This window comes from Blautia sp. HCN-20427, assembly GCF_037890365.1.
GTDB lineage: Bacteria > Bacillota > Clostridia > Lachnospirales > Lachnospiraceae > Blautia.
Genome location: NZ_JBBKBX010000022.1, coordinates 19,875 through 39,001, shown reverse-complemented (window position 1 = coordinate 39,001; position 19,127 = coordinate 19,875). Strand labels below are relative to the sequence as shown.

Below are 19,127 nucleotides of genomic sequence, written 5' to 3'. Positions count from 1 at the left end.
CAACAATCCCCTTATTTCTCTGCTTTACAGTTCTTTTTCCACTAACTGAAATGCGGACTCAATGACCTTGTCCATATCGTAATACTTATACTCTGCCAGTCTGCCGCCAAACAGAACCTTATCTTCTTTATCTGCCAGTTTTTTATATTTCTGGTACAGACTCTGATTTCTCTCATCATTAATGGGATAGTAAGGTTCCATGCCTTCCTGCCAGTCCGACGGATATTCTCTGGTAATGACAGTCTTTGGCTGTGTGCCGAATTCAAAGTGCTTATGCTCAATGATTCTGGTATAGGGAGTTTCGCGGTCTGTATAGTTTACCACAGCCACACCCTGATAATTTTCTTTATCCAAAGTTTCTGTTTCAAACTTCAGACTTCTGTATTCCAGCTTTCCGAAGCAATAATCATAGTAAGAATCAATGGTTCCTGTATACAGAAGCTTTTCGCCCAGAGCATTGTATTTTTCCCGATTTTCATTGTAATCCACACCGGTTTCCATATCACAGCCTTCAAACAGCTTGTCTATCAGCACATTGTAGCCGCCGATAGGAATTCCCTGATACAGATCATTAAAATAATTATTATCATAGGTATATCTTACAGGAAGTCTCTTAATAATGAAAGACGGTAAATCTTTACAATCGCGGCCCCATTGTTTTTCGGTATAGCCCTTGATGAGTTTTTTGTAAATATCCTCTCCAACTAAACTGATGGCCTGCTCTTCCAGATTCTTAGGTTCTCCCTTTACGCTGGCTTTCTGTTTTTCAATAATCGCTTTTGCCTCTTCCGGGGTGCTGATATTCCACATTTTACTGAAGGTGTTCATATTAAAGGGCATATTATACATCTCGCCGTGGAAATTAGCCACCGGAGAATTGGTATAGCGGTTAAACTCCACCAGAGAATTCACAAACTGCCATACTTTTTTATTGCTGGTATGGAAAATGTGGGCGCCGTATTTGTGGACATGAATGTCTTCTACATCTTCACAGTAAAGATTTCCTCCTATGGTATCACGCTTTTCCACTACCAGGCATTTCTTGCCTGCCTTTGTGGCATGATAAGCAAAAACTCCGGAAAACAATCCGCTTCCTACTAAGACATAATCATATTTTTTCATATTCTTTTTCCTCGCTTTGTAAAATTTTCACTTTGCTTTTCCTTATCTGTTACCGGTTGGATTTCACCTTGGAATACACCGTGGGAAGTCCGCTCCGCACTATATGTACAATTCTTGCCAGAGCTGTACACAAAAACACGGATTTCTGTTTCATACAGACAAGGGCTATTTTTAATGCCTTACTGTCTCTGGCTTTTGCCCTGAGCACCAGGCTTTCAAAAAGGGAATCCGAAAAAACTTCCCGGCAGAACTGCGCCCTGTCTTTGTGTTTCATTCCGGCTCTCCTGTCGCAGTTTCGCTCTAAGGCGGAGAGTATATATCTTCCGTACAGGCTGCCCAGAATGGCACAGGTTTCCTCTGTATCGGTTTGCCAGAAACGCTGCTGGTCATACAGCATGGCTATTCGCCTTCTATGGAGAGGGTAATAGTCCGGTACAAATTTCGTCGTCAAACTTCCTTCCATGCGCTTTGCATAATGATACGGCGCAATATCCAGGATATTCATGGCCTGGATATGCATACAAAACTGAATATTAAAAACAATATCTTCGATAAGCCGTACCGTTTCATACTGCAGCCTTTCTTTTTGTATGTGCTCCAGGCTGTAAAACTTGTTCCAGGCATATCCGTATATAGTTTCCTGTTCCAGATAGATAATGTGTTCTCTCATCTTCTGCTGACTGGAAAAAAACTGCCTTCTCGGCCGAATCTCATGGGTATAATTCAGCTTTCCATCCCGGTCATAATATTCTTCTTTATGCCCGATAATGGTCAGCTCGGCCGGATTTTCCTGCAGTGCTTTGTACACTTCTTCCAGCACAGTCGCTTCTACATAATCATCCGGATCCATAAACCAGATATACTGCCCTTTCGCATGGCTCATTCCTGTATTTCTGGCAGGGCTTAAACCACGGTTTTTCTCATGATGAAACACCTGGATCCTCTCGTCGTTTTTTGCCAGTTTCTCTGCAATTTCTCCTGTTTTATCCGGAGATCCGTCCTCCACAATCAACAGTTCCCAGTCCGAAAATGTCTGTGCAACAATACTTTTCACTGCTTTTTCCAGATATTTTTCTACTCCGTAAGCAGGCATCACCACAGTAAAAAATGGTCTATTCATTTTCTGTCAGCTCCTCAATCAATTCAATAATCTTCTTATAAGACTGGGGTCTGTCAAACTGTTCCTCTGCAATTGTCCTCGCCTTTTTCCCCATTTCTGTTCTTCCTGCCTCGTCTTCATACAGCTTTTCAATGGCATCTGCCAAAACGTTGACATCCTCCGGCATAATATTGATACCAAATCCGTCATGCTCGACCTTGTTTCTGAATTCCGGACTCATACAGGTATTAATCATTGGTTTTCCCGCTGCCAGATAATCCCCGATTTTCGTCACAATACTCTGGGGCGCTTTCTTCACGAACGAATTCACCAGAATATCGGATTTTGCCAGATAGGCCGTCATTTTCGGGTAAGGTGCGTAACCTACAAATTCTACGTTACTGCAATTCTGCTCTTTTGCCAGGGTTTCTAGTTCTTCTTTTAAAGGCCCCCCGCCCAGAATTTTAATTTTTATCCGTGTTCTGCCCCGCTTCAAAAGTTCTTTGCCTGCCAGCACCATAGTACGGATATCATAGCTGGTTCCGATGGTTCCGGCATAGGAAACCCAAAACTCCCTCTCTTCTTTTGGTATCTGCGGGCTGTAAACTTCTACCCCTGCATCGAACTCTGCAATTTCATTTCCCACATAGACGGTTTTTTTCGGCACATCCAGTTTCTGGTGTTTCAACGGTCTGTCCCGGTATTCATCTGAAGTCCCAATAATCCCTGATACCAGAGCATATACCTTTTCCGCGTCCCTCAAAAGAGGATAAAAGAGGACATCGCTGATAACCGGTACATCCAGTACCATCCGCATGGCCTCCGGCCACAAGTCATTGACATCAGGAACAAAGGGAATCCCCTTCTCTTTGGCATATTCTGCTGCTGCAAGTGCCACATCATTGGGAGGGATTTCACAATAAATCAAATCATAATCCCCTTCTTTTTCCAGAAGCTGCCGTAGATTTTTTGCAGCGATACGATGGCTTCTGATTCTACGCAGATCAATATTCTTCTTATATCCCGGCTCATAAATAAATTTTAAATTAAATTTATAGTTTTCTTTTTTAATCTCATCAAGATTCCTCTGGGCTTTCTCCCAATGTTGAAAGGTTGTAGTGATTAAATCCACCTGATATCCCGCATCAGACAGAAATTCTCCAATATACCGAAAACGGCTGTATCCTTTTTCGTTGTCAAGTTTCACACCCATGGAAATTACTGCTATCTTTTTCATATTCATCTCCTGTCTATCTCAGCACCGCAAGGGCCGTGTCTATCATAACCTTAAAATCGCCCCATATGCTAAATTCTATCAAATACTGCAAGTTATATTTCATTTTCTCTGGTAAAACATATTCCACATAGATTTCATCTGTACTTTTGTCTGTTGTCTGGCTATATTTGTCTAAGATTTCATCTTCATCTTTATAGGCAATACTGGTTCTGGATGTAATTCCGGCCGGAAGTAAAAGCGTTGCCATCATCTCCGGCGAATAGCTGTCTACATATTTCTGTACTTCCGGTCTTGTCCCTACAAAGCTCATATCTCCCGTGAGTACATTAAATAACTGCGGAAGTTCATCCAGACGACATTTGCGAAGTTTATTCCCCATTCTGGTAATTCTGGAATCCTGTCCGGTAGTCACCAGCGGCCCCTTCTTGTCCGCATCTGCCACCATGGTCCGAAATTTAAAAATACGGTACTTTTTTCCATACTGAGTCACTCTTTCCTGACGATAAAAAACCGGTCCTTTGCTGTCCAGTTTAATGCATACTGCCAGTATGAGCATTACCGGTAACAAAAGAACGGTCAAAATAAATGACAGAACCACGTCCAAAAAACGTTTGGCCACAAGTGCCCCACGCTTTTTGGAAAGGTACCTATAATATTTTTTTACTTCTTCCTGTTTCATTTTCTGCGGAAGTGCATCCCAACTTTTTAACATGCTTACAGTTCCTTTACTATTTTTCTGTAGGTTTCAATGATAAAATCTACCTGCTCATCTGTCAGACAAGTATGAAGCGGCAGCGTAATTTCATTTTCAAACATATGATACGCATTAGGGAAATCCTGAATGTCAAATCCCAGGTTTTTATATGCCGTCATCATAGGAAGTGGTTTATAATGCACATTTGTAGCAATCTCCGCCTCTGCCATTTTCACAATGACATCATTGCACACTTCTCTGCTTTTTCCAACTAGACGTGTGAGATACAAATGCCCACTGGAAGTATGCTTATCACTATAATGTTTCAAAACTTCAATATTCAAGTCTTGAAATGCATAATCATATCTTCTGATAATCTCCCGTCTTCTCTTTAAAATATCAGGATATCTTTTTAATTGTATCAGGCCAATAGATGCCATAATATCTGTCATGTTACATTTATAATACGGACCGGCAATGTCATATTCCCAATTTCCTAATTGTGTTTTAGCCAAGGCGTCTTTATTCTGTCCATGAAGTGAATAGAGCATATATTGATTATAAATATCTTCATTATCGATACCTGGAATGGTACGCCATACAGCTGCTCCGCCTTCTGCTGTTGTAAGATTTTTAACTGCATGGAAAGAAAAACTGGTAAAGTCTGCAATTTCTCCTGCCATTTTTCCCTCTCTGGAAGCACCAAAGGCATGTGCGCCATCAGCAAGAATGGCAATCCTTCCCATCGCTTCCTGTATCTCATTGTTCGCATGAAAAAGAGATTTCTTTTCCTCTGCAATCTGAAATAATTCCCGGTAGTGCGGATAAATAATACCAGCCAAATCTACTGCTATTACTGCCTTTGTTTTTTCTGATACTGCTTCTCTTACTTTTTCCGGATTCATATCAAAAGTGCCCGGAACTGTATCTACCAGAACAGGTATTGCCCCTACATGGCAGATAACACTGCAGGATGCTGTATAGGTATATGCACTGGTGATAACCTCATCTCCCGGTCCAACTCCTAGAATACGAAGGCTCAATTCCAGACTTGCTGTAGCAGAGTTAAGGCATGCTGCTTTTGCAGTATGACAATATGCTGCAATTTCATTTTCAAATCTTTTTGTTTTCGGTCCTGTAGTAATCCAACCGCTTCGCAAAGTATCTGCAACTTCAGCAATCTCTTCTTCTGTGATGTCTGGTGGTGAAAATGGTACTTTCATAATTGTATATTCTCCAAATCTTCTTAGTTCTATTTCTTATTATATCTGTTTTTCTTATAAAAGCAAGTTATTGAACTATTACGTTTATAATTTATCTACTTACGCTTTCATATGATAAGTCGGAACCATCTCCGCCACTTTCTCTTTAATCTGTACATCGTCCTGATAGCACGCTTCTTTTAAATCTGCCAGCTGCTGGAAAAATTCATCCTCGTTCATTTCAATGGGCTTCCCAATATGAATCAGTTTGTTGGCAGTTTCTTTCATGCCTTCCTCTGCCATCAAAAGTTCTTCATACAATTTTTCTCCCGGACGAAGTCCCGTATATTCAATCTTAATGTCTATATCCGGAGTGTAGCCGGACAGACGGATCAGATTTCTGGCCATATCATCAATTTTCACCGGTTTTCCCATTTCCAGGACAAAAATTTCTCCTCCTCTGGCATAGGCTCCTGCCTGAAGCACCAAAGATACAGCCTCCGGAATCGTCATAAAATATCGAATAATATTTTTGTCTGTAACCGTTACAGGGCCGCCCTCTGCAATCTGCTTTTTAAACAAAGGAATCACACTTCCATTACTTCCCAGTACATTTCCAAAGCGCACCGCAACAAACTCTGTATCCGATATTTTATTAAAGCTCTGAACAATCATTTCACATAGTCGTTTAGATGCCCCCATAATATTCGTGGGATTTACTGCCTTATCTGTAGAAATCAGCACAAAACGTTTGACTCCGTTGTCACTGGCTGCTTTGGCGGTTTTATATGTCCCAAACACATTGTTCTTAATTGCCTCATTCGGACTGTCTTCCATCAGTGGGACATGCTTATGAGCTGCCGCATGGTACACAATATCCGGATGATATGTCTCAAAAATACTGTTTATCCGATGGGTATTCCGCACAGAACCAATCAACGTTTCCAGATTCAATTCTGGATAATGGCGCTGCAATTCCTGCTGGATTTCATAAGCATTATTCTCATAAATATCAAAGACAATCAACTGCTTTGGCTGATATGCCGCAATCTGACGGCACAATTCACTTCCGATAGAACCTCCGCCGCCGGTTACCATGACTACCTTATCTTTCACATATCCCATGATTTCATCCAGATTGACCTGTATGGGCTCTCTCCCAAGTAAATCTGTGATTTCTACATCTCTTAATTTACTGACATTTACCTCACCATCAATCAGCTGATACATTCCCGGCAAAGTTTTCAATTCACAGCCAGACATTTGACAGATTTCCAGGATTTCTTTTTTCTCTTCTAATGGGGCAGAAGGAATGGCCAGAATAATACTTTTAATTTTGTATTCTTCTACATTTTTCAAGATGGTAGAGCGGTCTCCCACAATAGGAATACCATTTATATAACGCCCTGCTTTGTTGCGGTCATCATCAATCACACAACATATTTTCATTGACAAAAACTTACTGTCCATAATTTCTTTTATAATAACTCTACCTGCTTCTCCGGCTCCAACCACCATAACCCGCTTCCATTTATTCCATCCACTGAACTTCTGCTCTTTAACCTCTTTTAAATGGCGCAAAAAGCGATAAGAAAACCGCAAGGCAGATACCATAGCCGTCTGCAATAAAATCTGAAAAAAGAAATAGCTTCTCGGCATAGAATACTGCAGCATATACATGCTTGCAATCTGCACTAAAAAGACAATTCCATTTGCAATCAAAATATATCCTACTTCATAAACACCTACAAATTTCCAAAGACTGTGATACATACGACAAAAATAAAAAATAATCAAATTCAATGCAATACCTATTGGCAAATAATGATACAAATTTGATAGATACGGTACTTCAATTCCTGCATAAGAAAAATCAAATCGTGCCATGAGAGCAAGCAATGATGATGCAATTATAATTCCGATATCAAATAATGCCAACAGCAAGGCCCTTCTTACCCATTGTAAATCCAGTAAATGCTCTTGCTTTTTATCCTGTCTTTCCATTCTTTTGTCCTTCTTCCATACTTATACTCAAATCTTCCATTATACAAAGATACCCTCTGCTGAATGAAGAGGCAACAAAATGCGGACAGCAGTCTACTCATTCCAACAAGAAGGTTCTAACGTAGACAGTATACATCATTCTAAGGGTATTTACAATTATTATAAGTCACAAAATCCTGAATAAACTTTTAATTTTCCTTTAAAGCCCTTTTAATTTTCTAACATTTCTCTTTTTTATCTATTATTTACAGCTAATATCTGTTATAATAAAAATACCTATAAACAACTATTTTCCGCCGCTCCTCCCTATAACAGCGGCATCACGGAAAGAGGTGAATCTATATGATGAAAAAACTGAGCAAACTGTTGGTTTTCCTGTTGACTCTGGTCTTAATCGGAAGTTCCCCCGGTATTTCTCCCATACAGGCAGCCGCAGAAAATGCAGCCAACGAAACCCAAAAAGAAAAGGAACTGGAAACCGTATCCAAAACTGCAGATACGATTGTTCTGAAAGCAGGGAAAAACTACGAATACGCAAGAAAAGTCACCGATGACAAGCAAAACGCCTCCTGGAAATGGGCTGAGAAGAAACAATATGACGCACAAAAAGAAACCGTTTCTTTTACCGGATTGAAGGCAGATACAGAGTATACGTTTACCCGCCGCACAGTCGGCGATACAGACGAAAAGTATCTGAAATCCACCATTATCCGAACAGAAAAGGTTCCTGACAACAAAAATGACACCAACACGGACACTTCCACCGACACTTCAAACATCGGTACTGACACACTGCCTCCGGGCGACGCCAAGGACAACGACTCCAACATAACACCTACATTCGACACACAGAACAACGACTCCCAGACAACTCCTACAGACGACTCGTCAAACAAAGACTCATACGATACCCCCTCCGATAACGCACAGAACAACAGCACGCAAACCACAGACTCCATAACTACACCTCCGAAGGAAGCACCGCCATCTACGGATGAGCCGGACCCGGAAACACCTCCCGAAAGCCCAAGAGAAGCCCCGGCCATACCGGCTCTCCAATCCTGTACCGACACCACTGTACTTCTAACCACACGGCCCAATCAGGAGTACGCGCCGGTACAGCAGGAAGATTCCGCAAACTGGAAATGGCAGTCCTCCGGTTCTTTTGAAAACCTGACTCCCGGAACTTCTTACGAATTTGTAACGCGCTTCTGTAAATCCGAAACGCAGGAGGCCAGCCCGGCCAGCGAAAAGCTGAAAGTCACCACAAAGTTTTCCGCAGCCAAAGCTCCGCAAAGTCCCCAGGCTGCAGAAAAAGGAGAAACATTCCTGGTTCTGCAAAAGCAGGAAAACCTTCTGTATGGTATTTCCGAAGACGGAAAAAACTGGACCTGGACAGAAAACCCGCGGTTTGAAAACTTAAAATCTGGAACCGCCTACCAATTTGCAGCCAGACAGAAGTTCAATGCCGATACGGATATGGAAAGCGAAATCAGCGGCAGTTCTGTTTTAAAAACTTACGTTGCTTTCAACGGATACATAGATGGAATTACAGCCGGAGCGACTTACGACAGAGGCACGAACCTGACCGCCACAGCTGTGGGCACCGGTATGGACAATCCCAATCCTTCCGCCGGCGATTCCCGCTGGATTCCCCGGAACTGGAACTGGGACGGAAAGACCAACCGCACCTGGTCCGACGCCCCTTATTCGGTAACCTTCGTTCTGAACAAAGCAGGCAATTACGAACTTACCGTTGGCTTTGACCTGGAAGAGTATACGGAAAATGGCTGGAAAGCAGTGGGACAGTCCAAATCTTCTGCAATAGAATTTAAAGCTGTAGTTCCGGTTTATACCATTACTTCCTCTGCGGATAAGAACGGACGCATTTCACCGGAAGGCAGCATTGAAATTCAGGAGGGAGAAAACGCAGAATTTACGTTTCTCCCCAACAAAAACTACCGTGTGGCAAAGGTTCTGGTAGATGGAAAATCCGTTTCTGTGAAAAACAACAAATATACCATGAAAAACGTGAAAGCAGACCATACCATCACCGTTTCCTTTGAGCGGACAGACAAAGCAGCCGCACCCAAAACAGCAGATAATACCCACGTAGGACTTTACATGGCGCTCTTTGCAGCTTCCTGTGGTATTCTTCTCCTTCTGGCCGTTATCTACACCAAACGTCAAAAGTAGCAAAATAACAGATAAGGCTGCCCCATGAAAGATTCATGCCTTTCATGGGACAGCCCTGTTCTCTATTTCTCTGGCTTCTCTTCTTCTAAAGCCGTGATATACGATTTTAAAAATTCATAAATCTCCCCTTCCGTAGGCGGACACCCTTTCAGGGAATGTTGAAAATCCTTTGTGCAAAGTCCGATTCCCAGTTCTCCTGTCTGTCCCCGGTACCCCTGTCCAATGCAGATTTTTTCTTTTAACTGCCCCAGAATCCCCTCTTCTTTCAGCTTTTGCAGGGCCGGCAACAGATAGCCGTAGCAGGCACTGCAGGATTCCACTTCTTCCACAGCATCGGCCAGTTCCACGACTTTTCGCTCTTTGGGATAATACGCTCCCCGCAAAGGCCGGTTTAACTCCCGAAATTCTGCCAGCCGCCAGTCGGAAAGCCCTACTCCCAGTTCTTCTGCCATGGTGATATAGGGAACTTCTTCCACCTCATATCCCATAAGATGACAGACATAGGCATCGCACAAAACCGGGTCGGCCGCCGCCATAATCCGGTTCAGCACCACCGGATTGCCGCCGTCTTCAAAATCCCAGTCCCCACAGATGTTGTCCACCACCACAAAATCCTGACGGATTCCCGCATTCAGATGGGCAATGGGCTTGTGCAGACCCAGAGCATGAAAGCGGCGTTTTTCTGCGTTGGGAAGCAGGCCCTTCATATTTTTCAGAGCACAGGTGATTTTCGTCTGGCAATGGCCTTTCATCACCGGTACGTTGATGAGAAAATCCAGTTTCAGCGCTTCTTCACAGATTTTTAACTCCATTCCCTGGCAATCGCAAGTCTGCCAGTTATCTTTCTGCAAATCCAGAAATTCCACCTGGTACTTTTCCACTAAATCATCATAACCGCAAAGCGCGGCAGCCTCCGGGGTCTTATCCCCCACCCAGGAGCCCTCCAGCATCACCAGATTCTGAAATCCCCTTTCCTGCAGGTATTCTATTATTCCCGCCACAATTTCCGGGTGTGTCGTAGCCCCCCAGGAGGGCTCCGATGGAGACACCAGATTGGGTTTGATGCCAATGCGGCATTCTTTGTCGGGAATCTGTTCCTGCAAATTTGCTTCCTGTAAAAGCTGTTTTGTCATTTCTTTATATTCGGCTCCGTAAATCGCCAGAATTTCCTGTTCTCTCATAATTCTCCTTACTCTCCTTTATAAATCATCAAGCAGCGCCGTGCTCTTGGCATAAGCCGTGCTTTTTGCCTCGAAGAAATCGGTTTTCACCATATTGGCATTGGAATAGCGGCTGACCCACTTCATGCTCTCCGGCTCTTCTTCATATCCGGGGTACAAAATTTCCAGACCGATTCCGGTCATACGCAGATTTCCCAGATATTTTATATAGGAAGTAAGCATTTCCTCAGACAGACCGGGAATGTCCTCGCCAATGACGTAACGCCCCCACTGCATTTCCTGCCGGACGCCTTCTTTCATCATTTCTCTCAGCATCTGCACGTTTTCCTCTGTAAAAAGCTGCGGCTCTTCTTTCTTTAATTCCAAAATCATATTCCGAAACAGCCATAAATGGGTATTCTCGTCCCGGTTGATGTAACGGATTTCCTGGGCGCAGCCAGGCATTTTTCCATTGCGGCTGAGATTGTAAAAAAACAGAAAACCACTGTAAAAATAAACCCCCTCCAGAATATAATTGGCCATCATCACCTTTAAAAGTGTCTGGGCATCCTGCTTTTCCTGAAATTCATTATACAAGTTTCCGATAAAGGTATTTCTCTCTAAAAGATGGGCATCGGATTTCCACTGATACAGAATTTCATTTCGCTTTTCCGGGCTGCAAATAGTGTCCAGCATGTAACTGTAGCTCTGGCTGTGGACACATTCCTGAAAAGCCTGTATGGACAGGCATAAATTGATTTCATTAGCTGTCACATATTCACTGATACAGGGCAGGTTGGCGGACTGTATGGAATCCAGAAACACCAGGAAACTGAGAATCTTGTCATAAGCCTGCCGCTCTTTTTTGGAAAGTCCCGGATAATCTTTTTTGTCCTGGGAAAGGTTGATTTCCTCCGGTATCCAGAAATTGTTCATAGCCTGCCGGTACCAGTCGCTGACCCAGGTATAACGCATTTGCGTAAAATCATTGAGGTTGGTAGTATTTCCCCCAATCATACGTCTGAGACGCACTTCGGTATCCCCCTGGGGATTAAACAATGGTTTTTTCGTTAATTTTATCATATTTTTCTCCGCTTATTTCATTATAGTATAAACATTCTTTTCTCTCAATGCTTTTTCTGCTTTAAGACGCAGCCCTAAGAAGCGCAGCTTTCGCACTCCTCCACTTCCAGCGATTTACTCCTTACATAGTAAATGGTTTTCACGCCCAGTTCCCATGCGCTCAGATACAGGTCAAACAACTGCCGCAGGGTATACTGGTTGGTGATATAGAGATTCATACTCTGAGCCTGGTCTATATGCCTTTGGCGCACTGCACAGGCCCGGACACTGAAACGCTGGTCCGTCTGATGGGCGCTCTGATAGTAATAATAAGTGTCTACGGACAATTCCGGCGCCACTCTTGGCAGCATACTTCCCTTTTTTTCTTCCATAAAAAATTTCTTCATCACCGGGTCTACGCCTGCTGTGGTGCCAGCCAGAATACTGGTGCTGCTGGTAGGCGCCGCTGCCAGCAGATACCCATTCCGAATCCCGCAAAAGGCAACTTTTTCCGCCAGTTGTTTCCAGAATCGGGACGAGTACCCTCTTTTTGCAAAATAGGCCCCGGTTTGCCAGTCACTGCCGGAAAAATATGGGTATGCCCCTTTCTCTTCTGCCAGACGGGCACTGGCCTTTATGGCAAAATAATTGATTCTTTCAAAAATTTCATCTGCAAAGTGCAGATGCTCTTCACTTTCCCAGAGAATTCTCCGCTTTGCCAGCATGTGATGATAACCGCTGACGCCCAGCCCGATTCCCCGGTAATTCTGATTGGTAATCTGTGCATAGGGCAGAGGATAAAAATTCAAATCAATGACGTTGTCCAAGGCCCGCACCGCTGTTTCCACCAGGTCCTCCATATACGCATCATCTTCCACCGGAATCTTACCAAGGGAGAGGCTGGCCAGATTGCACACCACAAAATCCCCCGGCTTTGCAGTTGTCACCACCACAGTTTCTCCTTCCTTCGTCTGAATTTCTCTGGAAACAGAAGAAACAGGAGACAGATTCTGAGCAATTTCCGTGCACAGGTTGGAACAGTAGATTACCCCTTTATGACTGTTAGGATTGGCCCGATTTACGGTATCTCTGTTAAACGCAAAAGGAGTTCCCGTCTCTGCCGCAGATTTTAATATCAAACGGATAATGTCTTTCAGTACCACAGTTCTTTTACAAATCCGCTCATCCTGCACACATTCTTCATACCTCTGTTCCCACTCTTCCCCGTAAAAATCCTCCAGATGCCAGCCTTTGGCCTGAAAAATTTCGTGCGGACACATCAGACACCAGTCCTGGCTCATGTCTTCTTTTGCCTTTTTCCAGAATAAATCCGGATAGCAGACCGCCGGAAAAATATCGTGGGCTTTCATTCTCTCGTCTCCATTGTTGGTTCGTATCTGAAGAAATTCCGGCAAATCCCGGTGCCAGGCGTCCAGATACACAGCCGCAGCTCCCTGGCGCATGCCAAGCTGGTCCACGGCTACAGCAGTGTCATTAACCAGACGCAGCCAGCGAATCACGCCACCTGCCGCCCCCTGAAAGCCCCGGATACTGCTGCCGCTGGCTCTCACTTTCCCGAAATACAGCCCCATGCCTCCGCCAAACTTGCTGACCTGGGCAAAATTGTCCAGGCTTCTGTAAATGCCTTCCAGACTGTCGGGAACGGTATCGATAAAGCAGCTGGAAAGCTGGTGATAAGGCTTTCTGGCATTGGACAGAGTCGGAGTTGCCATAGTAACTTCCTGCAAACTCAGCATATCGTAAAATTTCCGCACCCATTCCATGCGCCCCGGCCCTTTTTCGGTTTCCCTCTTTTCCTTCATGGCCAGGTGAAGGGCAATGCCCAGATACATTTCCTGGGGCGTTTCCAGAGCAATATGTTCCCCGGTACGAATCACATAGCGTTTCAGCAGAAGTTCCAGACCGGAGAAATTGAAAATCTTGTCCCGTTCCGGCCGCAGCATGGATTCTGCCTGTCTGAGTTCCTCTTTGGAATAATGTTCCAGAATATAAGCGCCATACAGCCCTTGTTCGGTGAGATATTGTATCTTTTCGTAAAAGTTGTGAATCTTTCTGCTTTTCATTTCTATTTTCAGTTCTTCCTGAAACTGGAAATTCAAAAGTCTTGCCCCTATAAATTCCCACTTCGGCGCAATCTCCTCCGTCAGCTCCACAGCGCTTCGGATAAGAAGCTCCAGTTTTTCTTTCTCACTCTTATGTTCTCTGCCAAGATGCTCAAAACGCTCTGTCAGTTTTTCTAATGCGTATTCTTTTTGAGGAAATTCCCGCTCTATCTCCCGCAGTATGCGCTGAAAATTTTCCCCATAGGGAAGTACTGCTTTTTTATTTTTATTATTCATGTTTTCATTCTCCCTTATATACTACATATAGTATTTTCCCCATCATATCATACTTTATATATTAATACTAGAGTTTTTTAGTTAAGTATTTTCACAAAAAAAGAAGCCTTGCATCCGCATTTTTTTCTTTACGATGGGATAAAAATTGTGTAAAGTAAAGGGGAAAAACAATGTTTTATACCATCAGGAGGATTTTTCATGTCACAGACAAGAGCATCTATTTTTGAATCTGACGGCATCCCCGCATTTTCCAAAGCCCTGCCGCTGGCCTTACAGCATGTGGTGGCAATGATTGTGGGCTGTGTCACTCCGGCTATTCTGATTTCTGACGTTGCCGGATTAAATGAACGGGACAGAGTCATTCTCGTACAGGCCGCTTTATTTGTATCTGCTATCAGTACCCTGCTGCAGCTTTTTCCTGTTTTTAATGGAAAGAAGTTTCAGCTGGGTTCCAGACTTCCCGTTATTATGGGTATCAGCTTTGCCTATGTGCCCAGTATGCAGGCGATCGCCGAATCTTATGATGTGGGAACGATTTTGGGCGCTCAGGTTATCGGCGGTATTGTTGCCATTCTTGTAGGCTTTACTATCCGCAAAATCCGTGTGCTGTTTCCGCCTATTGTTACAGGAACCGTAGTTTTTACGATTGGCTTGTCCCTGTATCCTACCGCTGTAAAATACATGGCCGGCGGCGCCTCCAGTCCGGAATACGGTTCCTGGAAAAACTGGCTGGTGGCTTTCTTTACTCTGGCTGTTGTGGTAGGATTGAACCATTTTGCAAAAGGCACTCTGAAACTGGCTTCCATTCTCATCGGTATCATCGCCGGTTATGCGGCGGCTGCCTGTTTCGGACTGGTGGATTTTTCCGATGTTTCTTCCGCTGGTTTTTTCCAGCTTCCGAAGCCTCTGCACTTTGGTCTTCACTTTGAGCCTTCTGCCTGCGTGGCTATCGGCATTCTGTTTGGTATTAATTCCATACAGGCCATCGGTGATTTTTCTGCCACCACGGTAGGCAGTATGAACCGGGAACCAAAGACAAAGGAACTCCAGGGCGGTATTTTAATGTACGGTATCAGCAACATTGCCGGCGCGCTCTTTGACGGACTTCCAACAGCCACCTTCAGTCAGAATGTGGGCATTGTCACAACGACAAAGGTCATCAACCGCTGTGTGCTTGGTCTGGCCGCTGTTATCCTTATGGTTGCAGGATTTGTGCCCAAGTTTTCAGCCCTTCTGACTACCATTCCCCAGTGTGTTCTGGGCGGTGCAACGATTTCTGTCTTTGCTTCCATTGCCATGACCGGAATCAAGCTGATTATGCGTCAGGAAATGAATTTCCGAAATTCTTCTATTGTAGGTCTTTCCGTAGCTCTGGGTATGGGTATCACACAGGTATCGGATTCTCTGGCTTCCTTTCCTGCATGGGTAACCACTATTTTCGGAAAATCTCCGGTAGTTGTAGCCACTCTGGCAGCCATACTTTTAAACATCATTCTTCCCAAAGAAGAACCTGCATCTTAAAAACTTTTCTGAAAAGGGGCACCGCAATTTCTGCGCATGCCCCTTTTGTATATCTGTATCCTATTTTCTGTCTTTTATGTGTCCTTTTCTATAGCCCATACCTGCGGCCAGGAATCCCGATATGCTAAGAATCGTTATCCAAAGCGGTCCCTTAGAAGCATCTCCGGTCTTAACACTGGTATTTTTTTGCTTATCCGAAGTCTCCCCGGATTTTGTGCCTGCCGCTTTCTGTCCGTTTACCTGCTGACCTGCAATATACTCTTCTTCTTTGGTATCTGTTTCTGCAGCCTCTGGGGTCTGGTCTGTGGCAGAGGGATTGCTCTCACTCTGACTCGTTGTTTCCTGACCTGTGCTCTCCTGCTGTTGATTCTCCTGTTCCGGCTCTTTTACAAGAGTAACCATGGCATCCGACACTTTGTCGCTGCCTTCTCCCCAGGAAAGTCTCACAATCATTTTCTCGGCAGTTTCATCCTGTCCTAAGGTCAGCAGACCGCTGCTGTCAATCACCGTCTGCTGGCTTTTACTGCCCAGCACTTCCCATTTCAGTTCCGGCACGGTATCCGCCGTTTTTTTCATTTCCACGCCAAACTGCTGACTCTCTCCCGGTTTTAGCTCTGCCGTTCCCGGTGTCACAGCCAACGACAGGCTTTCCTCTTCCACAGCCTTTGCTGCAACTGTTATGGGCTGTACTGCCTCCTTTGTTACGCCCTGCCAGGTATATTGCACTGTCATTTCCGTATAAGAACTGTTCAGAGCCTCTTGCATCCAGGTAACTTCTCCTGTCACATCACTTTCTGTCCCATCGCTCCACTTCGCCAGGACCTGCATTCCTGCTCCATCAAAACTCTCGCCTTCTATATAGGAAACTTTAGACGGCGCATTTGCGATTGCAATGGATTCCAACTGTTTTTCTGGGGGTATTGTTTCATCTGTATCCGGTGCCTGCTCCTGTGTGTTCTTCCCCCGGCTTACCACCGTGAGATAATCGCTTGACATATAGCCGTACATTCCCTCAAAGTCGTATTTTCCGCTGTCTTTTACCACCGTGCTTCGGCTGCTGTCCAGCACTGCGTCACTCTGAATCTCATAAAAGCCTTCCGAAGGTTCCTCATTCCTCACCAACACCACATAGTTTGCCGCTTTTCCGGTTTTATACAGCAGCGTGGACGACACATTCTGCTCTTTCCGCACATTGACCGAGATATGTGTATCCGGAATGATTTCCTTAGCTGCAAGGGTGTAGGCTCCTGCGTCCTTACTGCCCAGTGTGCTGTCCAAACGCCATGCAATGTTGGCGGCTTTTTCTCCCCAATAGGGGTCTGATGCATATTTCACATTCAGACCACTGGCCTTATTTCCCAGAAAACCACCCTGATACCGGTAATCTCCCGGATAAAGATATCCTCTGGACATCCAGCCATTGGCAAAGTCTTCAATACAGGCCTCCACACTGCTGTACTGATTTGCATTGGCGCCGGGGGCCGCATCTGTGGCATTGAGCCCAAACAGGTTATTCTTTTTCTGGCTGATACTGCTCTTTCCCCAATTACTCTCATTGGCGGCAATTCCCGCCATCAGAAGCGCATGGACACCATATGTATTCTGGTTTTTTACAAAAGTTTCCCCTGTATTTTTCATTTTTGAGTTTGCGTTTACAAGCTTGTCCAGTACTCCGTTGATTTCTTCCCCGGTATAGCCTGACTGGCTGCGCATGGGCAGATATTGAAAATAATTATAATAAGGCTCCTGAGGATTCACCGACTGTGTGCGCTGATTTTGCCTGTAATCTGCAGCCATGACTCCGTAATCTGTATAAAAATAATGTCCGTCATAACTGTAATATATGGTTCCGGGTGTAAGGTAAGAAGGCGCAGGACCGTTATTCAGGCTTGTAGCATAACCGGGAGTTGTCATGTCCTGTACAATATGATGCATCAGTTTCCCATCTTTTACCTCATAGCAGCTGACCGCTTTGGCCTGGGACAGATTGACCACCTGCACCTCTTCCGCCTTTACCCAGCCAACCACACCGGAAAGCATAAATTTGTATTTTCCATTGGCAGAGCCAAGATACACTGCATCTGCACCATATGCCCCATTGGTATAGCCCTGCTTTGCAGTCTCCTGCTCGATAAACTCTGTAATCGCATTGTTTTTCGTGCGGAAATTCACCACCTGGGGCTCTCCGCTTCTGGATTTGTTGGGTCCTGCCGGATTTTCAATGAGCTTTGCCGAACTGTCTGCGTCTTTTATATTTCCTTCTTCATCCATGGAAGTGATATGGTCTTCTCCGGAAGTATTTTCACTTTGTACCTGACTCTCAGACTGTGCTTCCGCCGCAAAAACCGGCTTGGAAAAATTCCATACACCTGAAAGTCCGAGGCAAAACGCCAGCCCGAAAGCCAGCAGTTTTCGCTTTCTCATTCGTTTCTCCTTTCTCTGTCTGAACGATTTTTTTGCCTCATTAAATGTAACATATTCTTAATACTTTCGCAAGAAATTATCGCTGCTCTGCTTTAAAAAAGCCAGCTTTGAATATTTAAAATTCAAAGCTGGCTTTTTCCTATCATATTCCCTTTCACAATCCGGACATTTTATTGCAGCGCTTCCTCTTCTTTTTCTCCTCGATTTAATAAAAGCGAGCAGGCTGCTCCAATTCCCAGACAAAGAACATTTGTTATCATACTGCCCAGGGACGAGGCAAAACTTCCAAACGGTATAATCATAATGGTTGCCGCGATTACAACACCTACAATGGCATGAAATACATAAGAATAGTATTTTTTCAAAAGGGCGTCCATCAGTTTCGCAAAACACACAACCGTTACAAGGGCTCCAATCCCTCCGGGAAGGATGACACTCATATCCAGATGTCCCAAGCCTTCAATAAATGGTGTATACAGCCCCAAAGGCATCAGCAGCGTAGAAAAGCTCATTCCCGGAACAATCACGCTTAAGGCCAGGCATACACCGCAGAAACCATACCAGCCCACATTGGGCACAAGTTTCACGGACAAAATCTCCAAGGCCGCCAATACTGCAAAAATTACCACTGCAGAAATCATCAGGGCTATCCAGGAGCCTTTTGTTCTGCCTTCTTTTCCTGCCTCCTGCATGAGAGATGGCAGCATACCTGCAATCAGTCCTACAAAAAGGCACACCGATGGATTCGGATATTTCTCCAGGAAAAATGCCAATATATTGGCAACACCGAGAAAGCCGACTCCAATGCCCAGAATCACCGGAAACAATTTCCGGATATGCACCAGAAAGTATTTTCTGGGATTAGACAGCAATTCCATCACCGGCTTATAGATCCCAAAAATAACACACAAAACACCTCCTGAAATCCCCGGAAGGACGGAACCCAGACCAATCAGCATTCCCTGAAGCATTTGAATCAAAAACATGCGCGTTTTTCTGTTTCCTGTTTTCTGCTCTTTCATCATATTTTTTCTCATCACTCTCTT

13 protein-coding genes are annotated in these 19,127 nt (G+C 44.4%); 2 read left to right on the top strand and 11 right to left on the bottom strand.

Annotation, left to right across the window (positions count from 1 at the left end; translation table 11 throughout):
* Nucleotides 1–24: 24 nt before the first annotated feature.
* The 6 genes from glf to WKT17_RS12880 all read right to left on the bottom strand — a co-directional run bounded on the left by glf (nt 25) and on the right by WKT17_RS12880 (nt 7,358).
* Nucleotides 25–1,122 (bottom strand): UDP-galactopyranose mutase, encoded by a 1,098-nt coding sequence (gene glf, locus WKT17_RS12905; protein ID WP_173747195.1) that lies wholly within the window; start codon nt 1,120–1,122, stop codon nt 25–27.
* Nucleotides 1,123–1,171: 49 nt separating this feature from the next.
* The gene (locus tag WKT17_RS12900) at nt 1,172–2,242 is read right to left on the bottom strand and encodes a glycosyltransferase family 2 protein (RefSeq protein ID WP_291682042.1); all 1,071 of its coding nucleotides are present in this window, start codon (nt 2,240–2,242) and stop codon (nt 1,172–1,174) included.
* Nucleotides 2,235–3,458: a glycosyltransferase family 4 protein gene (locus tag WKT17_RS12895; RefSeq protein ID WP_291682041.1), complete on the bottom strand. Its 1,224-nt coding sequence runs from the start codon at nt 3,456–3,458 to the stop codon at nt 2,235–2,237. Before WKT17_RS12895 ends, WKT17_RS12900 begins: the two co-directional genes overlap by 8 nt.
* A gap of 13 nt (nt 3,459–3,471) precedes the next feature.
* On the bottom strand, nt 3,472–4,170 hold the full coding sequence (locus WKT17_RS12890; protein ID WP_173747192.1) for a sugar transferase: 699 nt from the start codon (nt 4,168–4,170) through the stop codon (nt 3,472–3,474).
* 2 nt (nt 4,171–4,172) lie between these two features.
* Entirely contained in the window at nt 4,173–5,375 is a 1,203-nt protein-coding gene (locus WKT17_RS12885; RefSeq protein ID WP_173747191.1) for a DegT/DnrJ/EryC1/StrS family aminotransferase, read from the bottom strand.
* 99 nt (nt 5,376–5,474) lie between these two features.
* Nucleotides 5,475–7,358 (bottom strand): polysaccharide biosynthesis protein, encoded by a 1,884-nt coding sequence (locus WKT17_RS12880; RefSeq protein ID WP_340273141.1) that lies wholly within the window; start codon nt 7,356–7,358, stop codon nt 5,475–5,477.
* Nucleotides 7,359–7,700: 342 nt separating this feature from the next.
* On the opposite strand from WKT17_RS12880, the gene WKT17_RS12875 reads away from it, so the two are divergent.
* The gene (locus WKT17_RS12875) at nt 7,701–9,554 is read left to right on the top strand and encodes a hypothetical protein (RefSeq protein WP_330026880.1); all 1,854 of its coding nucleotides are present in this window, start codon (nt 7,701–7,703) and stop codon (nt 9,552–9,554) included.
* A 62-nt stretch (nt 9,555–9,616) separates the two neighbouring features.
* Here the strand turns inward: WKT17_RS12875 and WKT17_RS12870 are convergent, their stop codons facing one another.
* The 3 genes from WKT17_RS12870 to WKT17_RS12860 form a co-directional block, all read right to left on the bottom strand.
* Nucleotides 9,617–10,735 (bottom strand): DUF362 domain-containing protein, encoded by a 1,119-nt coding sequence (locus WKT17_RS12870; protein ID WP_291682037.1) that lies wholly within the window; start codon nt 10,733–10,735, stop codon nt 9,617–9,619.
* Nucleotides 10,736–10,753: 18 nt separating this feature from the next.
* Nucleotides 10,754–11,797: a ribonucleotide-diphosphate reductase subunit beta gene (locus WKT17_RS12865; protein WP_173747187.1), complete on the bottom strand. Its 1,044-nt coding sequence runs from the start codon at nt 11,795–11,797 to the stop codon at nt 10,754–10,756.
* A 74-nt stretch (nt 11,798–11,871) separates the two neighbouring features.
* The gene (locus tag WKT17_RS12860; protein ID WP_291682034.1) at nt 11,872–14,136 is read right to left on the bottom strand and encodes a ribonucleoside-diphosphate reductase subunit alpha; all 2,265 of its coding nucleotides are present in this window, start codon (nt 14,134–14,136) and stop codon (nt 11,872–11,874) included.
* Nucleotides 14,137–14,334: 198 nt separating this feature from the next.
* Between WKT17_RS12860 and WKT17_RS12855 the strand changes: the two genes are divergently transcribed.
* Nucleotides 14,335–15,657: a uracil-xanthine permease family protein gene (locus tag WKT17_RS12855; protein WP_291682032.1), complete on the top strand. Its 1,323-nt coding sequence runs from the start codon at nt 14,335–14,337 to the stop codon at nt 15,655–15,657.
* Between the two features lie 60 nt (nt 15,658–15,717).
* Here WKT17_RS12855 and WKT17_RS12850 read toward each other — a convergent pair whose 3' ends face one another.
* Both WKT17_RS12850 and WKT17_RS12845 read right to left on the bottom strand, forming a co-directional pair.
* Entirely contained in the window at nt 15,718–18,081 is a 2,364-nt protein-coding gene (locus WKT17_RS12850) for an N-acetylglucosaminidase (RefSeq protein ID WP_291682030.1), read from the bottom strand.
* Between the two features lie 170 nt (nt 18,082–18,251).
* Entirely contained in the window at nt 18,252–19,106 is an 855-nt protein-coding gene (locus tag WKT17_RS12845) for a DUF368 domain-containing protein (protein ID WP_226853420.1), read from the bottom strand.
* Nucleotides 19,107–19,127 lie beyond the last annotated feature (21 nt).

What these genes read in the sequence shown, in the direction of transcription:
- glf (WP_173747195.1), bottom strand. Translation starts at nt 1,122, where the DNA reads ATGAAAAAATATGATTATGTCTTAGTAGGAAGCGGATTGTTTTCCGGA.
- WKT17_RS12900 (WP_291682042.1), bottom strand. Translation starts at nt 2,242, where the DNA reads ATGAATAGACCATTTTTTACTGTGGTGATGCCTGCTTACGGAGTAGAA.
- WKT17_RS12895 (WP_291682041.1), bottom strand. Translation starts at nt 3,458, where the DNA reads ATGAAAAAGATAGCAGTAATTTCCATGGGTGTGAAACTTGACAACGAA.
- WKT17_RS12890 (WP_173747192.1), bottom strand. Translation starts at nt 4,170, where the DNA reads ATGTTAAAAAGTTGGGATGCACTTCCGCAGAAAATGAAACAGGAAGAA.
- WKT17_RS12885 (WP_173747191.1), bottom strand. Translation starts at nt 5,375, where the DNA reads ATGAAAGTACCATTTTCACCACCAGACATCACAGAAGAAGAGATTGCT.
- WKT17_RS12880 (WP_340273141.1), bottom strand. Translation starts at nt 7,358, where the DNA reads ATGGAAAGACAGGATAAAAAGCAAGAGCATTTACTGGATTTACAATGG.
- WKT17_RS12875 (WP_330026880.1), top strand. Translation starts at nt 7,701, where the DNA reads ATGATGAAAAAACTGAGCAAACTGTTGGTTTTCCTGTTGACTCTGGTC.
- WKT17_RS12870 (WP_291682037.1), bottom strand. Translation starts at nt 10,735, where the DNA reads ATGAGAGAACAGGAAATTCTGGCGATTTACGGAGCCGAATATAAAGAA.
- WKT17_RS12865 (WP_173747187.1), bottom strand. Translation starts at nt 11,797, where the DNA reads ATGATAAAATTAACGAAAAAACCATTGTTTAATCCCCAGGGGGATACC.
- WKT17_RS12860 (WP_291682034.1), bottom strand. Translation starts at nt 14,136, where the DNA reads ATGAATAATAAAAATAAAAAAGCAGTACTTCCCTATGGGGAAAATTTT.
- WKT17_RS12855 (WP_291682032.1), top strand. Translation starts at nt 14,335, where the DNA reads ATGTCACAGACAAGAGCATCTATTTTTGAATCTGACGGCATCCCCGCA.
- WKT17_RS12850 (WP_291682030.1), bottom strand. Translation starts at nt 18,081, where the DNA reads ATGAGAAAGCGAAAACTGCTGGCTTTCGGGCTGGCGTTTTGCCTCGGA.
- WKT17_RS12845 (WP_226853420.1), bottom strand. Translation starts at nt 19,106, where the DNA reads ATGATGAAAGAGCAGAAAACAGGAAACAGAAAAACGCGCATGTTTTTG.